This window comes from Mesorhizobium kowhaii (assembly GCF_003253745.1).
Lineage (GTDB): Bacteria > Pseudomonadota > Alphaproteobacteria > Rhizobiales > Rhizobiaceae > Mesorhizobium > Mesorhizobium kowhaii.
Genome location: NZ_MZXV01000019.1, coordinates 20,681 through 37,215, shown reverse-complemented (window position 1 = coordinate 37,215; position 16,535 = coordinate 20,681). Strand labels below are relative to the sequence as shown.

At 64.3% G+C, this 16,535-nt stretch carries 20 protein-coding genes; 5 read left to right on the top strand and 15 right to left on the bottom strand.

Annotation, left to right across the window (positions count from 1 at the left end):
* Nucleotides 1-5 precede the first annotated feature (5 nt).
* Nucleotides 6-374 (top strand): helix-turn-helix domain-containing protein, encoded by a 369-nt coding sequence (locus tag B5V02_RS09765; RefSeq protein ID WP_111544025.1) that lies wholly within the window; start codon nt 6-8, stop codon nt 372-374.
* Between the two features lie 98 nt (nt 375-472).
* On the opposite strand, the gene B5V02_RS09760 is transcribed toward B5V02_RS09765, so the two are convergent.
* The 4 genes from B5V02_RS09760 to B5V02_RS09740 form a co-directional block, all read right to left on the bottom strand.
* Nucleotides 473-709 carry a hypothetical protein gene (locus tag B5V02_RS09760; protein WP_111544024.1) on the bottom strand — a complete coding sequence of 79 codons (237 nt, stop codon included), beginning with the start codon at nt 707-709 and terminating at the stop codon, nt 473-475.
* A 361-nt stretch (nt 710-1,070) separates the two neighbouring features.
* Nucleotides 1,071-1,688, bottom strand: coding sequence for a transglutaminase-like cysteine peptidase (locus B5V02_RS09750; RefSeq protein WP_111544023.1), 618 nt, complete (start codon nt 1,686-1,688; stop codon nt 1,071-1,073).
* Nucleotides 1,689-1,886: 198 nt separating this feature from the next.
* Nucleotides 1,887-3,164 carry a polyhydroxyalkanoate depolymerase gene (locus B5V02_RS09745; RefSeq protein WP_111544022.1) on the bottom strand — a complete coding sequence of 426 codons (1,278 nt, stop codon included), beginning with the start codon at nt 3,162-3,164 and terminating at the stop codon, nt 1,887-1,889.
* A gap of 290 nt (nt 3,165-3,454) precedes the next feature.
* A complete protein-coding gene (locus B5V02_RS09740) occupies nt 3,455-3,814 on the bottom strand; it encodes a septal ring lytic transglycosylase RlpA family protein (protein WP_111544021.1) in 360 nt (119 codons plus the stop codon).
* A 309-nt stretch (nt 3,815-4,123) separates the two neighbouring features.
* On the opposite strand from B5V02_RS09740, the gene B5V02_RS40515 reads away from it, so the two are divergent.
* Nucleotides 4,124-4,309 (top strand): hypothetical protein, encoded by a 186-nt coding sequence (locus B5V02_RS40515; RefSeq protein ID WP_167458442.1) that lies wholly within the window; start codon nt 4,124-4,126, stop codon nt 4,307-4,309.
* A gap of 74 nt (nt 4,310-4,383) precedes the next feature.
* Here B5V02_RS40515 and B5V02_RS09730 read toward each other — a convergent pair whose 3' ends face one another.
* The 8 genes from B5V02_RS09730 to tauA all read right to left on the bottom strand — a co-directional run bounded on the left by B5V02_RS09730 (nt 4,384) and on the right by tauA (nt 11,708).
* Entirely contained in the window at nt 4,384-5,181 is a 798-nt protein-coding gene (locus B5V02_RS09730) for an ATP-binding cassette domain-containing protein (protein ID WP_111544020.1), read from the bottom strand.
* Between the two features lie 8 nt (nt 5,182-5,189).
* Nucleotides 5,190-5,990: an ABC transporter permease subunit gene (locus B5V02_RS09725; RefSeq protein WP_111544019.1), complete on the bottom strand. Its 801-nt coding sequence runs from the start codon at nt 5,988-5,990 to the stop codon at nt 5,190-5,192.
* On the bottom strand, nt 5,987-7,144 hold the full coding sequence (ssuD, locus tag B5V02_RS09720; RefSeq protein WP_111544018.1) for an FMNH2-dependent alkanesulfonate monooxygenase: 1,158 nt from the start codon (nt 7,142-7,144) through the stop codon (nt 5,987-5,989). The genes B5V02_RS09725 and ssuD overlap by 4 nt, the downstream gene beginning before the upstream one ends.
* Nucleotides 7,145-7,220: 76 nt before the next feature.
* Complete coding sequence (locus tag B5V02_RS09715; RefSeq protein WP_245445846.1) at nt 7,221-8,117, bottom strand: sulfonate ABC transporter substrate-binding protein; 897 nt, start codon at nt 8,115-8,117, stop codon at nt 7,221-7,223.
* Between the two features lie 554 nt (nt 8,118-8,671).
* On the bottom strand, nt 8,672-8,863 hold the full coding sequence (locus tag B5V02_RS09710; protein ID WP_111544159.1) for a hypothetical protein: 192 nt from the start codon (nt 8,861-8,863) through the stop codon (nt 8,672-8,674).
* A 20-nt stretch (nt 8,864-8,883) separates the two neighbouring features.
* Nucleotides 8,884-9,744 (bottom strand): taurine ABC transporter permease TauC, encoded by an 861-nt coding sequence (tauC, locus tag B5V02_RS09705; RefSeq protein ID WP_111544016.1) that lies wholly within the window; start codon nt 9,742-9,744, stop codon nt 8,884-8,886.
* The gene (locus B5V02_RS09700) at nt 9,741-10,514 is read right to left on the bottom strand and encodes a taurine ABC transporter ATP-binding protein (protein WP_111544015.1); all 774 of its coding nucleotides are present in this window, start codon (nt 10,512-10,514) and stop codon (nt 9,741-9,743) included. The genes tauC and B5V02_RS09700 overlap by 4 nt, the downstream gene beginning before the upstream one ends.
* Nucleotides 10,515-10,694: 180 nt before the next feature.
* The gene (gene tauA, locus B5V02_RS09695; RefSeq protein WP_111544014.1) at nt 10,695-11,708 is read right to left on the bottom strand and encodes a taurine ABC transporter substrate-binding protein; all 1,014 of its coding nucleotides are present in this window, start codon (nt 11,706-11,708) and stop codon (nt 10,695-10,697) included.
* A gap of 658 nt (nt 11,709-12,366) precedes the next feature.
* Here tauA and B5V02_RS09690 point away from each other — a divergent pair.
* Nucleotides 12,367-12,837 (top strand): RrF2 family transcriptional regulator, encoded by a 471-nt coding sequence (locus tag B5V02_RS09690; protein ID WP_111544013.1) that lies wholly within the window; start codon nt 12,367-12,369, stop codon nt 12,835-12,837.
* Nucleotides 12,838-12,865: 28 nt separating this feature from the next.
* Nucleotides 12,866-14,200 carry an FAD/NAD(P)-binding protein gene (locus tag B5V02_RS09685; RefSeq protein WP_111544012.1) on the top strand — a complete coding sequence of 445 codons (1,335 nt, stop codon included), beginning with the start codon at nt 12,866-12,868 and terminating at the stop codon, nt 14,198-14,200.
* A 4-nt stretch (nt 14,201-14,204) separates the two neighbouring features.
* Here the strand turns inward: B5V02_RS09685 and B5V02_RS09680 are convergent, their stop codons facing one another.
* Nucleotides 14,205-14,975, bottom strand: a complete 771-nt coding sequence (locus B5V02_RS09680) for a type 1 glutamine amidotransferase domain-containing protein (protein WP_111544011.1) — start codon at nt 14,973-14,975, stop codon at nt 14,205-14,207.
* A 122-nt stretch (nt 14,976-15,097) separates the two neighbouring features.
* Here B5V02_RS09680 and B5V02_RS09675 point away from each other — a divergent pair, with 122 nt between their 5' ends.
* Nucleotides 15,098-15,445, top strand: coding sequence for a winged helix-turn-helix transcriptional regulator (locus B5V02_RS09675; RefSeq protein ID WP_111544158.1), 348 nt, complete (start codon nt 15,098-15,100; stop codon nt 15,443-15,445).
* A gap of 8 nt (nt 15,446-15,453) precedes the next feature.
* On the opposite strand, the gene B5V02_RS09670 is transcribed toward B5V02_RS09675, so the two are convergent.
* The gene (locus B5V02_RS09670; protein ID WP_111544010.1) at nt 15,454-16,101 is read right to left on the bottom strand and encodes a cysteine hydrolase family protein; all 648 of its coding nucleotides are present in this window, start codon (nt 16,099-16,101) and stop codon (nt 15,454-15,456) included.
* Complete coding sequence (locus B5V02_RS09665; RefSeq protein WP_111544009.1) at nt 16,098-16,430, bottom strand: hypothetical protein; 333 nt, start codon at nt 16,428-16,430, stop codon at nt 16,098-16,100. Before B5V02_RS09665 ends, B5V02_RS09670 begins: the two co-directional genes overlap by 4 nt.
* Nucleotides 16,431-16,535: the final 105 nt, after the last annotated feature.

Below are 16,535 nucleotides of genomic sequence, written 5' to 3'. Positions count from 1 at the left end.
GCGGCATGACCCCGTTCGGCGAGAAGCTGCGGGCGCTCAGAAGCGAGCGCGGTGTCAGCCAGAAGGACATGGCGGCGGCGATCGGCGTCAGCGCCGCCTATCTGTCGGCGCTGGAGCATGGCAGGCGGGGTGCGCCGACCTGGACGCTGATCCAGAAGATCATCGGCTATTTCAACATCATCTGGGATGACGCCGAGGAGCTGGCGCGGCTGGCCGAAGCCTCGCACCCGCGCGTGAAGCTCGACACGTCGGGCCTCAGTCCCGCCGCCACCGAGCTTGCCAATCTGCTGGCCGAGAACATCGAGAAACTCGACGAGGCGGAACTGCGCCGCATTACCGCGTCGATCCGCGCGGCGCTGGGCCGGCAGCCCTAGCTACGCCAGAGGTGCGCGTTTGCCTGCGCGCGCGAAGGCGTCCGCTTTACCCGAAGAGCTGCCCGCCGGCTGGCCGCCGGCGGTCAGCAGTGATGAGATCATTTTTTGCCGGCCGCACCGCCATTATTTCCCCGGCCGCCCTTGTCTCCATGGTTTTGACCGCCGTTTCCGCCGCCCAGGCAGTTCGAGTCGCCGGCGCTGCAACAGCGCCCGCTCCACAAATCGTTGGTTGATGTCTTGGCGCAGCTTGTGAAGGTCTGATCGGCCAAAGTGGATCCGGCCATGCCGGATACCGCGACTGCGGCGAGAAGGGCATTTCGCAAAAGTGCAGTCATCTGAAGTCTCCATGGTTGGTTTCTGTCCACGGCTGTGTGTCGTTGGCCGGGAGGAAATGGTTCATGGAGAAATGCGGAATTGTTGGAAGCGCGCGAAGTGCTTGTAGCGCCGCGCCGCGCCTCATCCGCCTGCCGGCACCTTCTCCCCGTATAGTGACGGGGAGAAGAGGACAGCCGCGAGGTTGGCGCCCATTCTGCAACGATGACAATTGGCGAAAATATTGATGACAGTGTCTTTCTCCCCGTCACGATACGGGGAGAAATGTCCGGCAGGACAATGAGGGGCGGCGCGACGAGTTCCGGTATCTACCGAAAGCAGCTGAAGACGCGATCGTGCTTCGAAACCACCGCGCCCCGTATGCTACTGAACCGCGCCGACCAGGACCTGCTGGCCACCGCGGATCGAGACCCAGCGGCCGGTGTTGTCGATCGCCTGCCGCTTGAGGAAGCGGTAGCCGGTCTGGTCCCACGACTTGACCTTGTCGTTCAGATTGTCGAGCACATAGTCACCCTTGTCGGTGCGCACCGTCAGCACCGCATGGCCCTCGCCATCGGGCTTGCGCACGACGGTTATCAGAAGGTCGGCAAGCGATATGCCCATGCGCGAAAGCTGGCGCCGCTTTTCCAGCACGTAGTCCTCGCAGTCGCCGACGCCCTTGTCGGGATAGGCCCAGACTTCGTCCTTGCCGTAGATTTCCATGTCGCTCATCGGCTTGACGGCGGCGTTGACCCTGGCGGTGACGTTGATCAGCTTGCGCATCAGCCCGTCGGTCATCGCGGCCGGCGCCAGATTGCTCGGGCGGATCGAGCATTCGCCCGGATGGAGCTTGCAGAAATCATAGTGGCCGATCGGCTGCGAGGTGAGGCCCCCGGTCGCCATCGCTCCAGCCGCCAAAGCCGGTGCCACCCAGCCTCCCGTTACTGCCAGCCCGGCTGCCACATACACGCGCAGCCTTCGCGCCATTGATGAGGATATCATTGTCCCCGTCCACCCTTTGTTATTAACGAAAGGTTAAGGGGGATTTACAGTCCGTGTCAATTACGACGACGGTCGGATTGTTGGCATGGTTACCCGAGGGGTAGGACAGCGGCACTTGTGCAACAGAATCGGCTGCAACAGAATCGGCCGGCCGGCCGCCTTTTGCCGGCGAACTGGCGCGGATTGTCGCTGCGAGATCTATCTTCTGGCGACGCGGACCAGCTTCGGCTTCACCGCAACACGGTCCTGGCGACCATAGCTGGTGATGAAGTCGACGATGCGCGGCACGATTTCGGAGCGGAAGCGCGAGCCGTTGAACACGCCGTAATGGCCGACCGCCGGCTGCATGTAGTGCGCCTTCTTGTCGGCAGGGATGTTGGGGCACAGATCATGCGCCGCCTTGGTCTGGCCAAGCCCGGAAATGTCGTCGTTCTCGCCTTCGACCGTGAACAGCGCGACGTTGCGGATATCCGACGGATCGATCCTGATGCCGCGATGGGTCATCTCGCCCTTGGGCAAGGCATGGCGCACGAAGACGGTGTCGACGGTCTGCAGGTAGAATTCCGCCGTCAGGTCCATGACAGCCATATACTCGTCGTAGAAATCGCGGTGCTTCTCGGCATTGTCGCCATCATGCTTCACCAGGTGCATGAAGAAGTCCTTGTGGGCGATGATGTGGCGGTCGAGATTCATGCTCATGAAGCCGGACAGCTGCAGGAAGCCGGGATAGACCTCGCGGCCGAAGCCCGGCACCGGCCAGGGCGCCTGCATCACGACATTGTCGCGGAACCATTCGATGCCCTTTTCCTCGGCCAGGAGATTGACCGCGGTCGGGTTGCGGCGGGTGTCGATCGGGCCGCCCATCAAGGTCATGGTCGAGGGAACGAAGGGGTCGCCGCGCGTTTCCATCAGCGCCACGGCGGCAAGCACCGGCACGGAAGGCTGGCACACCGCCATCACATGGGTGTCGGGGCCGAGCGCGTGCAGCATGTCGATGATGTAGTCGATATAATCGTCGAGATCGAAACTGCCGTCGGCGAGCGGCACCATGCGCGCATCGACCCAGTCGGTGATGTGCACGTCGGCATAGGGCAGCATCGCTTCGACCGTGCCGCGCAGCAGCGTCGCATAGTGGCCCGACATCGGCGCCACGATCAACAGCTTCGGATCCGCCCGGCGCCCGGCGGGAACAGCGCGTTCAAAGCGGACGAGATTGCAGAACGGCCGCGACCACACGGTCTTCTCGGTGACCTCGACGCTCTTCCAGTCGACCACGGTCTTGGTCAGGCCGAATGTCGGTTTGCTGTAGCGGCGCGTGGTGCGCTCGAACAGTTCGGCGGTCGCCGCGACCGAACGGCCCCAGGACGTGTGCGAAAACGGATTGAGCGGATTGGTGTAGAACAGGCGCACCGCATCGGCATAAAGGCGCGCGGGCTGCATGGCGGCGTGGTTCATTTCATAGAGCTGGTAGAACATCGAGAACCCCGCTGCTGCCTGCGACCGAAGGGACGACGAGCAGCGCCATGCCTTTGATATATCTCGCGGGGAAGTTAACAACTAATTGCTGCGATGCAATACGTCACGTGGCGTGACTAACGCTTCTTTCGTCCAAAGCCTTGAAAATCCGGCCCGAACGGCGCAGCCGGCTCACTGTGCGGTGCGAAGTGTGTACGAAATGTGTCCGGCCTTCGCGCCGGACACCCGACCATGATCCCGAAAAGTGGATTGCGGTTTTCGGAAAGATCATGGTCCAAGCAATAGCAATATCAAACGCGCGCCATGCAGACGGCGGTATGGCCGGAACCGATGAAGCCGAGCTGGCCGGCGGCACCCTTCGACAGGTCGAGCACGCGACCCCTGATGAACGGACCGCGATCGTTGATGCGCACGATGACGCTGCGGCCGTTGTTCTGGTTGGTCACCCGAAGCTTGGTGCCGAAAGGCAAGGTGCGGTGGGCGGCGGTCATCGCCGACGGGTTCATGCGCTCGCCCGATGCGGTCCTGGAGTGCAGGGCGTACCAGGAGGCACGGCCACACTGGCCGGCGGCGGCCGCCGAAGATGCGCCGGCCATCAGGCCAGCAGCGATCGTTACCGCGACAAGCGCGGTCTGTTTTGTAGTATTCATATTTGGGGGATGGCTCCGTTTTTGACAGACCCCAGCCGTTATGTGTCGAATAAGGCGACAAATGCGGCAAGTATCTGGCGGTTCCATGGCGATGGCACACGTTTGGAGTCGCTGGGTAACAGTCTGTTAGGGATTTTCGGCAGGCCGGTGATCAATTCTCGATGATCTTCATGCTGAAGTCGGGGACTTGTTTGACAAGATCGAGCGTTGATATCCAAGTAGAAGTGAACGCGGTCGGGTCCCTTCCTTCAGTTCATTCATCGCGCCCACAGCGCCGCAACCGATCGACTTTGAAAGGGAGATCCGTCAATGAGACTGACCAAAAATCTGCTGGCGTTGATTGTGCTTGCCATCGGCGCGCTGTGGTCGCTGCAGGGCATCGGCGTGGTCGGTGGCAGCTTCATGACCGGCCAGTCGCAATGGCTCTATGTCGGCCTCGTCACCATGCTGGTCGGCCTGCTGGGACTGGTCTGGGCAAACCGTTCGCGGGGGTGAGCTGCTCTGTGCAGGACAAGCGCTAGCGATCCTTCGCGCCCCCCCTCTCGAAGGGTTGTGCTGCCCCGATAAAGCTAGCCGAACAGCCGATCCAAAATCTTGCCCTCAAGCCGGGCAAGCTCGACCGAACCGCGCCGGCGTGGCCGGGCCACGGGCACATCGAGGTCAAGCGCGATCTTGCCGGCGCTGATCACCACGACCCGGTCGGCGAGCGCGACGGCCTCGGCGACATCATGCGTGACCAGCACGGCGGTGAACTTCTGGGCGAGCCAGATGCGTTCCAGCAACTGCTGCATCTCGATGCGGGTCAAGGCGTCGAGCGCGCCCAGCGGCTCGTCGAGCGCCAGGATCTGCGGGTGGCCGACCAGCGCGCGGGCCAGCGCCACGCGCTGCTTCTGGCCGCCGGACAATACCGACGGCCATTCGTCGGCGCGATCGGCGAGCCCGACCTCGCCAAGAATGGCGAGCGCCCGTTGCCTTGCGTCGGCGCCGGAGGCGATGCCGGTCAGCCCGACCTCGACGTTTTTCACCACGCTGGCCCAGGGCAGCAGTCGCGGCTCCTGGAACATGAAGCGCGTGCGGCTGTGGCCTTCCTCTTCTGATCCAAACGTCAGCGACCCGGCCGTCGGCCGGTCGAGCCCGGCCAGCAGCCGCAAAAGCGTGCTCTTGCCGCAGCCGCTCTTGCCGATGACGGCGACGAACTGCCCGACCGGCACGTCCAGATCGATGCCGTCGAGAACGACCTTGTCGCCAAAGAATTTTCCGACACCCTGGAAGGCAAAGGCGCGCGGTCTTTCGATGGTCTGTTCCGGCTGCGGCTGCTGCGGCGCGGCGACAAACGAGCGGACGGCGGCGAGGCTGGCTGCGGGCATCGAAAACCTCAGGCGTTCTGGAAGGCGGGATGCCAGCCGAGCGACAGTCGCTCGAGCAGGCGGGCTAGGCTGTCGGCCAGCTTGCCGAGCAGCGCATAGATCAGGATCGACAGCACGACGACGTCGATCAGCAGGAATTCGCGCGCCTGCATGGCCATGTAGCCGAGGCCGGAACTCGCCGAAATCGTCTCGGCGACGATCAGCGTCAGCCACATGATGCCGAGCGCGTAGCGCAGGCCGACGAAGATCGCCGGCAGCGCGCCGGGCAGGATCACGCGGAAGAACAGTGCGCGGCGATCCATGCCGTAGACGCGGCCCATCTCGACCAGTTGCGGGTCGACGCTCTGGATGCCCAGCAGCGTGTTGACGTAGATCGGAAAGAACACGCCAAGCGCCACCAGGAACAGTTTGGCCTCCTCGTCGATGCCGAACCACAGGATGACGAGCGGGATCAGCGCCAGGTGCGGGATGTTGCGGATCATCTGCAGCGTGGTGTCGGTCAGGCCACGGCTGAGCGTCGACAGCCCGTTGGCAAGGCCGAGCGCAAAGCCGATCGAGCCGCCGACGGCGAAGCCGGCAAGCGCGCGCGCCGTGCTGACTCCGATGTTGCGAATCAGTTCGCCCGATAGCGTCAGCCGCCAGAAGGCCTCGGCGACGGCACTTGGCGCCGGCAGCACGTTGGGCGGCATCAAACCGGCGCGGCTGGCGATTTCCCAGCCGGCAATCACCAGCACCGGCAGCAGCCAGCCGATGCCGTTCCTGCCCAAACGGGTGGCCAAAGGGGTGGCAAGCCTCGTGGAAAAGCTCATGACGCGGCCTGCAGGCGAGCCGCGCCATGGAAGCCGACTGAGAATTCGTTGGCGATGTCTTCGCGCGCCCTGAGCCGCCTGGTGCCGAGCCCGAGCCGAGGGAATAGAAGCTCGGCGACGCGATAGGCTTCCTCCAGATGCGGGTAGCCCGAGCCGATGATGGTATCGATGCCGATCGCCTGATACTCGCGGATGCGTTCGGTGATCTGCTCCGGCGTGCCGACCAGTGCCGTGCCGGCGCCGCCGCGCACCAGCCCGACGCCGGCCCACAGGTTGGGCGACACCACCAGCCGGTCGCGGCGGCCGCCATGCAGTTCGGCCATGCGGCGCTGGCCGACCGAGTCCATCTGGTTGAGGAAGCGCGCCTGCGCGTTTTCGATCTGGGCATCGGTGACGTGGCTGATCAGCCGGTCGGCGGCGCGCCAGGCTTCGTCCTCGGTTTCGCGGACGATAAAATGCAGCCTGATGCCGAAGCGCAGCGTGCGGCCGCGCAGCGCCGCCTTGCTGCGTGCCGAGGCGAGTTTCTCGGCAACCTGTGCCGGCGGCTCGCCCCAGGTCAGGTACATGTCGACGAGGTCGGCGGCGAGATCTTGCCCGGCGTCAGACGATCCGCCGAAATAGAGCGGCGGCCGCTCCTGCAGCGGCAGAAGGTCGAGGCGGCCGTTCTCGACGCGGTAGTATTTGCCGTCGAAATTGACGCGTTCGCCCGACACCAGGCCGCGCCAGATGGTCAAAAATTCATGCGCCTGGGCATAGCGCTCGTCATGCGGCAGGAAGACGCCGTCGCCGGCGAGTTCGGTCGGGTTGCCGCCGACCACGACATTGAGCAACAGGCGACCGTTGCTCAGCCGGTCGAGGGCCGCCGTCTGGCGGGCGGCGAAGGTCGGCAGCGTCACGCCGGGCCTAAGTGCAACGAGGAATTTGAGTTTTTCGGTCAGTGTCGCGAGGCCTGTCGCGGTGATCCAGGAATCCTCGCAGTTCTGCCCGGTCGGCAACAGCACGCCGGGAAAGCCGAGCCGGTCGACCGCCTGGGCGATCTCCTTGAAATAGCCGAACTCCGGCGGCCGCTGCTGTTGCTCGGAGCCGAGATAGGAACCATCGCCATGCGTCGGGATGAACCAGAAGAAATCAAGTGGGCTGGCTAACGCGGTCATGGCAGGCCTCTCGGAGATGCAGGCGAAAACGGGAGACGGCGCCGGGTGGTCTCACCCGGCGCCGCCTGGACAAAAATCAATTGCCCGGTGCGGTCCACACCGCGTCGGAAATCCGCACCGCGTTCGGGATCAGCCCGAGTTTGTAGAAGCGGTCGGCGGTGGCCTGCTGGCCGGCGATGATCTCGTCGGTGATCGGAAAGATGCCGAACTTGGTGCGGTTGGCGGCGATGGTCTGCGCATCGAGCGGCACCCCGGTCACCTCGTGCAGCGCCGCGGCCACCTTGTCGCGGTTCTGGTCCGCCCATTTCGCCGCCTCGCCAAGGGCTGTGATCGTCGTGGTGACGATCTCGGGATGCGCCTTGGCGAAATCCTTGTTGGCGAGGAAATAGGTGTTGACCTTGAGCACCTCGCTGGAGCGGGCCAGCACACGCGGCTGGTAGCGGGTTTCGGCGATGGCGAAGAACGGATCCCAGACGGCCCAGGCGTCGATCTGGTCGCTGGCGAAGGCGGCGGCCGCATCGGCCGGGCTGAGATAGACCGTCGTGATCTGGTCGAAGGGAACACCTGCCTTTTCCAAAGCCGCGACGAGCAGATTATGCGCACTGGTGCCCTTGCCGACGCCGACGCGCTTCCCCTTGAGGTCGGCGACCGACTGGATCGGCGACGTCGGCTTGACGAAGATCGCCTCGCCGTCGCCGTTGGCCGGCAGTGCTGCCGCATAGACAATGTTGGCGCCGGCCGACTGGCCGAAGATCGGCGGTGCGTCGCCTGTCCAGCCGGCATCGATGGCGCCGACATTGAGCGCCTCGACCAGCGGCGGACCGGCGGTGAACTCGACCCACTTCACTGTGACGCCCTTGTCGCTCAGCGCCTTTTCAATCACCTGCTGCTGCCTGGCGATCACCGGCAGGCCGGTCTTCTGATAGCCGATGCTGAACTGCTTCAGCTTCGGCGCCGCGGCGCCGAACGACATGGCAACGCTGGCCGCCAGCAGGCCGATGCCGAAAACACGTCTTGTTAGATTGAACATGATCCCTCTCCTTCGATGCGGATCGGCGTCGGGAAATGTCCTCGCCGGGTGGAAGATGGGTCAGGCTAGGTAGGTCTATAAACTTAGTAGAGAAACGATTTTGCGAGTTAGGTGGGAAAGATGGAATTGTTTTGCTGCCGATCGGCGCAAATCACCAACGCAGGCGATTTGCTGGAAGCCCCATGCCTTCGTCATCCTAGGGCGGAGCAGGAGCGAAGCGACGTCGCGGAGACCCTAGGATCCATGCCGTGACGACGAGGAAAATGCAGCGGCGCAGAAGAGAAGCTTGCTCTGTAGCGATCCTTCCCACTCCCTCTGTCCTGCCGACATCGCACAAACTTCTGCACCGCCGCAGCGCTCAAACGTCACGGCATGGATCCTCGGGTCTGCGCGTCCGCTTCGCTCCCGCTCCGCCCGTGGATGACGAAGAGGGCGTGCGACTGGCTGCTGAGTGTCGACGTTCGCTGCCGATCGACGCCAACCGGCACCGCCGCCCTTCACTGCGACCAATATTGCCAGGCCCAGTAAAAACTCTCGTCGCGCGGTGGCAGGCGGTTGTGCCTGGCCTGCAATTGGACTGGCGTCGGCGACGCCGGGCCGTCCTCTTGCAGCCTGTGCGCCTTGTCCCTGGAAAGGCTGAGCAGCCAGGCGCCGAAATGGCTGAACAGCACGGCGGTGGAATGGGTCATCGTCATTCTCCCTTTTCCGATCATTCCTTTCCCGCCCACGGGACGAGCACGCGCTCGATCCTGCGGATGGTGAATTCGAGCACGAAGGCGATGGCCGCGATCACCAGTATGCCCATCACCACCACGTCGGTGACGAGGAACTGGGCGGCCGACTGGATCATGAAGCCAAGTCCGCGCGTCGCCGCCACCAGTTCGGCGGCGACCAGCGTCGACCAGCCGGCGCCGAGCGCGATGCGCAAGCCGGTCAGGATCGACGGCAGCGCGCTGGGCAGGATCACATGGCGGACCACTTGGGCGCGCGTCGCGCCAAGCGAGCGCGCCGCATTGATGCGCTCCTGCGAGACGCCGCGCACGCCCGAGGCGGTCGACAGCGCGACCGGCGCCAGCATGGCGATGGCGATCACCAGGATCTTCGACGGCTCGCCGATACCGAACCAGATGATGACCAGCGGCAGATAGGCGAGCGGCGGGATCGGCCGCAGGAATTCGAGCAGCGGATCGAAGATGCCGCGCCCGACAGTGCTGATGCCGATGGCCAGACCAACCGGCACGCCAATCAGGATGGCGGCGATCAGCGCGGCAAACACTCTGGCCAGACTGGCGACGGCATGCTGCAGCAGCGTCGCATCGACGAAGCCGTCGCGGGCGACGACGATGAATTTGTTCCACACGGCGGCAGGCGAAGGCAGGAAAACCGGCGACACCAGTTGCAGGCGTGCCGAAAGCGCCCACACCGCCAGCACCACCAGGATGGTGACCGCGCTGACCATGCGCGCCGAAACGCCTTTGCGCTTCGGACTGGGTCGCGACCATGGCACCGACAGGCCGTCGGCCTCGTCGACCTTGTGGCCCGGCCGTTCCGTATAGGAGGAAATGGTCATGCCGCTTCTCCTTCGAAGATCGCGTCGGTCAGCTCGCCGCGCGCCGCGGCGAAGGCCGGGTCGGCCTTGATGGAGCGAATGGCCTCGCCGGCCGCGTAGCGCCTGGAGAAGCCGGGCTCGAAGGTTTGCACCACTCGGCCCGGTCCGGGTGCCAGCACGACGATGCGGGTGGCGAGCACCAGCGCCTCCTCGATGCCATGCGTCACCATCAGCACGCCGACATCGCTTGCCGCCCACAGGTCGAGCAGCGTCGTCTGCATGCGCTCGCGTGTCAGCGCATCGAGCGCGCCGAGCGGTTCGTCGAGCAGCAGGAATTCGGGTTCGGCGGCCAGCGCCCGGGCCAGGCCGACACGCTGGCGCATGCCGCCGGAAAGCTCCCAGATGCGCTTGTCGCCGGCGTCCGCGAGCTTCACCAGATCAAGCAATTCATCAGCACGGCGCGCCCGCTCGGCTGGCCTGACACCGCGCAGCCGCAGCGCGAAGGCAACGTTCTCGCGCGCCGTCAGCCACGGAAACAGCGCATCGTTCTGGAACACCACCGCCCGGTCAGAGCCAGGCGCGGTGATCGGCTTGCCATTGATGGTGGCGGAGCCGCGCGCCGGCGCGACCAGGCCGGCGGCGACATTGAGCAGCGAGGTCTTGCCGCAGCCGGAGCGGCCGACCAGCACGACGAAATCACCCTTGGCAACGTCGATCGACACCCGTTCGACGGCGGGCGTCGGCTGGCCGTCATAGTGGATCGAAATTCCTTCGAGCACGAGATGCGACATGGAGCCCTCGCAGGAGGTTCTAGAGCATGATCCCGAAAAGTGGCGTCGGGTTTTCGCTAGAGATCATGTTCAAACGAATGGAGAATCCGACTGCCCCGGAACCGCTCCTCGTCAGCAGTCCCGGGGCAGTCAGCACGCGGCGTCAGGGAAGAAAATCCGCGCGCGTCGGGTTCATTGCGCTCAGTTTGAGGCCAGTGCCTCGGTGACATATTTCGACGACACGTATTTGGAATAGTCAGGCAGCACGGCGTCGATCTTGCCCTGCTCCTTGAGGAAGGCGGAGGTTGCCTCGACCGCCCTGACCGTGCCGCCGCCGAGGAACTTGTCCGACGCCTGTTCTTCCAGCGTCGGGAAGACATAGCCCTTGAGCAGCTGCGGCACCTCCTCCAGCTTGGCGCCGGTGAGCTTGGCAATCTTGGCCGCCTGCGGCGACGACACCGACCACGCATCCGGCTTGGCCAGGAATTCGGCATAGGACGCGCCCGTCACCTTGACGAAGTCGCGCACCGCTTCCGGGTTCTTCTCGGCAAAGTCGGTGCGCACGATCCAGGCATCGAAGGTCGGCGCGCCCCAGGCGGCAACCTGCGAAGAGTCCAGCACGACCTTGCCCGTCGTCTTAATCTGGCCGAGCGCAGGATCCCAGACATAGGCCGCATCGATGTCGCCGCGCGCAAAGGCCGCCGCGATTTCCGGTGGCCGCAGATTCAGGATCTCGACCGACTTAGGATCGACGCCCTCATGCTTCAGCGCGGCGAGCAGGCTGTAATGCGTCGTCGAAACGAAAGGCACGGCTACTTTCTTGCCGGCGAGGTCGGCGACCTTCTCGATGCCGGCGCCGTTGCGGGCGACCAGCGCTTCGGACTCGCCGATCAGGCCGACGATGAAAATGGTCTGGATCGGCAGCTCGCGGCTCGCCGCAGCCGCCAGCGGGCTCGAGCCGACATAGCCGATGTCGACCGAGCCGGAAGCGACCGCGGCGATGACATCGGCGCCGGAATCGAATTTCCGCCAGTCGATGGTCGCCTTGGTCGCCTTTTCATAGGTGCCGTCGGCCTGCGGCACTTTCGAAGGTTCGACCACCGTCTGGTAGCCGATGGTGATCTTGAGGTCGTCGGCAAAGGCCGGGCCGAGGAAGGCAGCACCCGCAAGGGCCGCCGATGAAAGCAGAATGATGCGTCGCGAAATTGTGGACATGAAGGGCTCCTGAAAAAGAGAAAACCGGAATGCCCTATGATAGTCCGCTAATTCTATCGTTCTTGTAGAGTTAAATCCTTCCAGCCAGGACAGGCTTATTAGAAAAAATGCATCGGCGGTGCGGTGCCGAAGCGGACAAGGAGGCTGCGGTCTTTGGAGGTCGGTGAAGCCCACCAGCTTCGTCGGGTCTCCGCGACGTCGCTTCGCTCCTGCTCCGCCCGTGGATGACGAAGTCGGGACTGTCGACAGCTGGGGACGCCATCCAGAATGAACGAGAATTCCTGTCCTGCCCCATCCCAGGCAAATCCATGCCTCAAATAGCCATGGATTTAAAAACCTGTTCCGCGTGTTCGAAGGTAAGTATAGTAATCTTATCGACATTGGGAACTGGAGGCGACGATGAGCGGCCACCGTATCGCGATGATCGCTGACGACGCGCTTTGGCCGTCAAAGCCGTGCCGTTGTGTCCCTGCGGGCACAAAGTCCTGACAAAATGGCCATAGCGGCTTGAAAACGAAGCTAAATCAACAGCTCTCGGCTTGTACATCATGTCACTAGAATTTATGTGTCATGTGGGCTTGGACGCGGCGGGAACGCACGCCAGGCGTTTCGCAACCGATGGTTCCGCGCCGTCGCATGACAGAGAAACTTTGATCTCATGCTCACGAAAAAGGGCAAGTACGGCCTCAAGGCGCTCGTACACCTCGCGCAACTGCCGGCCGGACAGCTCGCTTTCGTCAACGACATCGCCACCGGCAACAACATCCCGAAGAAATTTCTCGACGCCATCCTCGGCGAGCTGCGCAATGCCGGCTTCGTCCAGAGCCGCAAGGGCAAGGAGGGCGGCTATCGCCTGGCGCGGCCTGCCGACGAGATCAAGGTGGGCCATGTCGTGCGCGTGCTCGACGGGCCGCTGGCGCCGATTCCTTGCGCCAGCCGCACCCAGTACCAGCGCTGTGAAGATTGCAACGAGGCGACATGCCAAGTCCGACATCTGATGCTCGAGGTCCGGCAGGCGATCGCCGAGGTGCTCGATCAGCGCAGCCTCGCCGAGATGCGCGATATCGCCATCGACGACCTTCCGGTCGCGAAGGGCATCGACGACCTGCCGGTGAAGGTCCAGGCCTGACGCGCGCATTTCGCACAAGGGCGGGCGCATGACCGGGCGCGCCAACTCGATCATCATTGTCGGCGGCGGCGCCAGCGGCGTGGTGATGGCCGCGCATCTCCTGAAATCGCCCAATCCCGATCTGCGCGTCACGCTGATCGAAAAGCGCCCGCATTTCGGCCAGGGCATCGCCTATTCGACGCTGCTGTCGGCGCATGTGCTGAATGTCAGTGCCGCCGGCATGAGCGCCTATGCCGACGATCCCGGCAATTTCTGGCGCTGGCTGCTGGAGCGCGGCCTGGCTGCCCCGGACCAGGCGCCGGTCTACGCACCGCGCAGCCTCTATGCCCGTTACCTCAAGGAATTGCTCGACGAGCTGGAAACGCGCGAGCGCGAAACCGGCCGGTTGCGCCTGATCCGCGAGGAGAGCCTCTCGATCACGCCGACCACCTCCGGCGTCGAGGTCGCGCTGGCCAACGGCACCAGCGTCGTCGCCCATCTCGCCGTGCTGGCCACCGGCCATGACGAGGAGCCGGCGCAGGGGCATGCGATCAGGATGGGCTCGGAAGCCGACACGGCACTGCCCTCGGACAGCCGCGTCATGGTGCTGGGCACTGGTCTCAGCATGGTCGACGCCTTCCTCTCCCTGGAGCAGCGCGGCCATCGCGGCGACATCATCGCGGTGTCGCGGCGCGGCCTGCTGCCCTCGCCGCATCGCAAGGGCAATCCGATCAAGCTCGATGTCGCCGACATTCCGCTCGGCACCCAATTGTCCTATTTCGTCGGCTGGTTCCGCGACCTGATCAAGGAGAACCAGAAGGCCGGCATCGACTGGCGCGACGTCGTCGACGGCTTGCGGCCGTTCAACCAGAAGATCTGGCAGAACTGGCCCGCATCCGCCAAGCGCCGCTTCGTCGAACACACCAAGGCCTGGTGGGACATCCACCGCCATCGCATGGCGCCCGAAGTCTATGCCCGCGTGACCGAGGCCGTGCAATCCGGCCGGATCCGCCTGGTCGCCGGGCGCGTCGTCGACATCGCGCGGGACGGCGACTTGACGGTCGAGGTCCAGTCGCGCCACACGCAGCGCCTCGAGACATTCGAGGTCGCCCGTATCTATGATTGCGCCGGCATCGTCAGGGACATCTCGACCTCGTCGAACAGCGTCGTGCGCTCGCTGGTCGACCGCGGCCTGGCGCGACCGGATCCGCTGCGCATCGGCCTCGACGTGTCGGCCAATTGCGAGATCCTCGCCAGCGACGGCACTGTTTCGGCCAAGATCCTGGCCGTCGGCCCGCTGACGCGCGGCACCTTCTTCGAGATCGACGCCATTCCCGACATCCGCGTTCAATGCGCCAGGCTGAGCAAGCGGCTGCTCGGCTAGAAGCCTAGCCGCCTAGCGCTTCGCAAACGACGCGCGCGGTCTCCGCGCCCGAGAAATTCTGCTGGCCGGTGATCAAATTGCCGTCGCGCACGGCAAAGCCGCGCCACAGCCCGGCGTGGATGTAGTTGGCGCCGAGGGCCTTCAACTCATCCTCGATCCGCCACGGCATCAGATGCTTTCCACGCTCGAGCGCGCCTATCTCCCAGGTCGCCTTGTCGGCAAAATCCTCCTCGACATTGGCGAAGCCCGTCACCGTCTTGCCGGCCACGAGCAGCGATCCGTCCGCGCGCTGGGCATAGCGCAGCAGCGCGGTGCCGTGGCACAAAGCGGCGGCTACTTTGCCGGCTTCATGGAAGGCGACGAATGTCCGTTGCAGGCCTGTCGCGTGTTCATAGGTGAACATCGGCGCCTGGCCGCCGGCGACGACAATCGCGTCAAAACTTTCGACCTCGATCTCCGCCACCGGCCGCGTGTTGTCGACCAGGGCCGCAAGCTTCGGGCTCGACAGGAAGCCGAGCGAGATAAGGTCGGTCTCGGAATAGCCCGATGGATCGCGCGGGTCGCTCAGCGCATCGGCCTCGCATTTGCCGCCATCGGGCGAAAAAATCTCGACCGCGTAGCCGCGTTCTGTGAAGGCGAACCACGGGTGGGTGAGCTCGCTCCACCAAAAGCCGACCGGCCATCTGGTCGTGGTCGAGACAGCCGGGTTGGCGATAACGATCGCCACGCGCTTAGGCTTCAGCGCATCGACCGGATTGGCATCGCGTACACTCATCGTCGCTCTCCCCTTGAAGCCTGTTGCCGACAGATACGGACGCGGCCGTGCGGCGCCTAGCTGGCCACATGGCCTGGCAAATTCTGCTTCCGTCGCTTCCCGGCCTTGCCTACGATGCGCGCATGACCCAACGCGGTAGACTTTACGGCTGTCCGGTCGAGTTCGCGCTCGATGCGCTCGGCGGCAAATGGAAGACGGTGATCCTGGCGCGGATCAAGCAACAGCCGATGCGCTATTCCGAACTGCGGCGGACGATCCCGTCGCTGTCCGACAAGATGTTGACGCAGCGGCTGGCCGATCTCGTCGACATCGGCTTTGTCGTGCTGGAGGCGTCGCCCGATGGCAAGGGGCGCTACACCTTGACCGACCGTGGCCGCGATCTGGCGGCCACCTTGCAGGCGCTCTATGACTGGGGTGACGTGCACGGACGCGCTGTCGGCGTCCGCTTCCGCACCGAGATCGAGGCCTGACAAGGCGCTCATCTCCCAGTGGCGAGCGCGCCGCAAAAACTCGCGACATCGGTGATGACAGCCTCGCCAAGGAAGCCCAGCGTGGCCATCGAGCGGTCGCGCGCTTCCCGGTTGCCGAAGCCGCAGGCGTCCTCGATCACCACCGCCACGAAGCCATTGTCGGTCGCCTGCCGAACCGTCGGCTCGATGCCGATTTCCATCGCCACTCCGGCGAGCGCGACGGCACGCACCCCACAATCGCGCAAGGCGAAGCTCAGCGCCGTGGAATCGAAGGCCGACATGGCCAGCTTGTCGAACACGGCTTCATCGGCGCGTGGCGCGAGTTCGGGGACAATTTGCGTGGCTTCGGCATCGCGCGGGAACCACGGCTCGACCATGTCGGGGTTGTCGCGCCGCTGCCAGGCCATGGCGGTGCGCAGCTGGTTTGCGCCCATCCATTTGCGCGGCAGGGACAAGTGGCGCGTGAACGCCACCCGCATGCCTGCCGAGCGGGCCGCTTCGAGCACGATGCCGGTGCGTTCGACGATATCAGCCGCGCCGGCGATCTGACGGCAGATGCCGACCTGCATGTCGTAAATCACCAGCGCCATGCGGCGCGGATCGCACCACTCCGCCAGACTGGTCGGGATCTCGATGCCTTCGCCTGACCGGATCATGCCGCCGTCCGGTCCCAGGGTTGGGCGATGTCGACGGTAGGATCGAACAGATATTCGAGCGGCAATGGTGCGGCGTCGAAGGCGAGAAAATGCCATTCCAGCAGCCCGGCCTTCGACAGCGGAAAGTCGTCTGTGTAGCGCCTGGCCGCCTCGACGCTGTCGAGCTCGAAGACGATGATCACACCGCCGACATCGGCGCGTGCGTAGTTTTCGCGCACGATCCCCGCCTTCCAAAGGCGCCAGACGTTCGAGACCTCGTCGCGCAGATAGGGTTTCAAATCGTCGATGGTGACGCCGGGCTTGAAGTTGTCATAGGCGATGATCTTCATCGAAGGGTTCCCTGCGTTTGGCCGCCGACCCGACCCGACGCCATCCGCAGCGCCTCATGCCTCCCGGCTAGCATGCGGAAATCGCAGCTCGCAACGAACGAGATG

What these genes read in the sequence shown, in the direction of transcription:
- B5V02_RS09730 (WP_111544020.1), bottom strand. Translation starts at nt 5,181, where the DNA reads ATGCCCGCAGCCAGCCTCGCCGCCGTCCGCTCGTTTGTCGCCGCGCCG.
- tauA (WP_111544014.1), bottom strand. Translation starts at nt 11,708, where the DNA reads ATGTCCACAATTTCGCGACGCATCATTCTGCTTTCATCGGCGGCCCTT.
- B5V02_RS09700 (WP_111544015.1), bottom strand. Translation starts at nt 10,514, where the DNA reads ATGTCGCATCTCGTGCTCGAAGGAATTTCGATCCACTATGACGGCCAG.
- B5V02_RS09715 (WP_245445846.1), bottom strand. Translation starts at nt 8,117, where the DNA reads ATGTCGTTCGGCGCCGCGGCGCCGAAGCTGAAGCAGTTCAGCATCGGC.
- B5V02_RS09690 (WP_111544013.1), top strand. Translation starts at nt 12,367, where the DNA reads ATGCTCACGAAAAAGGGCAAGTACGGCCTCAAGGCGCTCGTACACCTC.
- B5V02_RS09710 (WP_111544159.1), bottom strand. Translation starts at nt 8,863, where the DNA reads ATGACCCATTCCACCGCCGTGCTGTTCAGCCATTTCGGCGCCTGGCTG.
- B5V02_RS09760 (WP_111544024.1), bottom strand. Translation starts at nt 709, where the DNA reads ATGACTGCACTTTTGCGAAATGCCCTTCTCGCCGCAGTCGCGGTATCC.
- B5V02_RS09680 (WP_111544011.1), bottom strand. Translation starts at nt 14,975, where the DNA reads ATGAGTGTACGCGATGCCAATCCGGTCGATGCGCTGAAGCCTAAGCGC.
- B5V02_RS09725 (WP_111544019.1), bottom strand. Translation starts at nt 5,990, where the DNA reads ATGAGCTTTTCCACGAGGCTTGCCACCCCTTTGGCCACCCGTTTGGGC.
- B5V02_RS09740 (WP_111544021.1), bottom strand. Translation starts at nt 3,814, where the DNA reads ATGAATACTACAAAACAGACCGCGCTTGTCGCGGTAACGATCGCTGCT.
- B5V02_RS09685 (WP_111544012.1), top strand. Translation starts at nt 12,866, where the DNA reads ATGACCGGGCGCGCCAACTCGATCATCATTGTCGGCGGCGGCGCCAGC.
- B5V02_RS09750 (WP_111544023.1), bottom strand. Translation starts at nt 1,688, where the DNA reads ATGATATCCTCATCAATGGCGCGAAGGCTGCGCGTGTATGTGGCAGCC.
- B5V02_RS40515 (WP_167458442.1), top strand. Translation starts at nt 4,124, where the DNA reads ATGAGACTGACCAAAAATCTGCTGGCGTTGATTGTGCTTGCCATCGGC.
- tauC (WP_111544016.1), bottom strand. Translation starts at nt 9,744, where the DNA reads ATGACCATTTCCTCCTATACGGAACGGCCGGGCCACAAGGTCGACGAG.
- ssuD (WP_111544018.1), bottom strand. Translation starts at nt 7,144, where the DNA reads ATGACCGCGTTAGCCAGCCCACTTGATTTCTTCTGGTTCATCCCGACG.
- B5V02_RS09745 (WP_111544022.1), bottom strand. Translation starts at nt 3,164, where the DNA reads ATGTTCTACCAGCTCTATGAAATGAACCACGCCGCCATGCAGCCCGCG.
- B5V02_RS09665 (WP_111544009.1), bottom strand. Translation starts at nt 16,430, where the DNA reads ATGAAGATCATCGCCTATGACAACTTCAAGCCCGGCGTCACCATCGAC.
- B5V02_RS09765 (WP_111544025.1), top strand. Translation starts at nt 6, where the DNA reads ATGACCCCGTTCGGCGAGAAGCTGCGGGCGCTCAGAAGCGAGCGCGGT.
- B5V02_RS09675 (WP_111544158.1), top strand. Translation starts at nt 15,098, where the DNA reads ATGACCCAACGCGGTAGACTTTACGGCTGTCCGGTCGAGTTCGCGCTC.
- B5V02_RS09670 (WP_111544010.1), bottom strand. Translation starts at nt 16,101, where the DNA reads ATGATCCGGTCAGGCGAAGGCATCGAGATCCCGACCAGTCTGGCGGAG.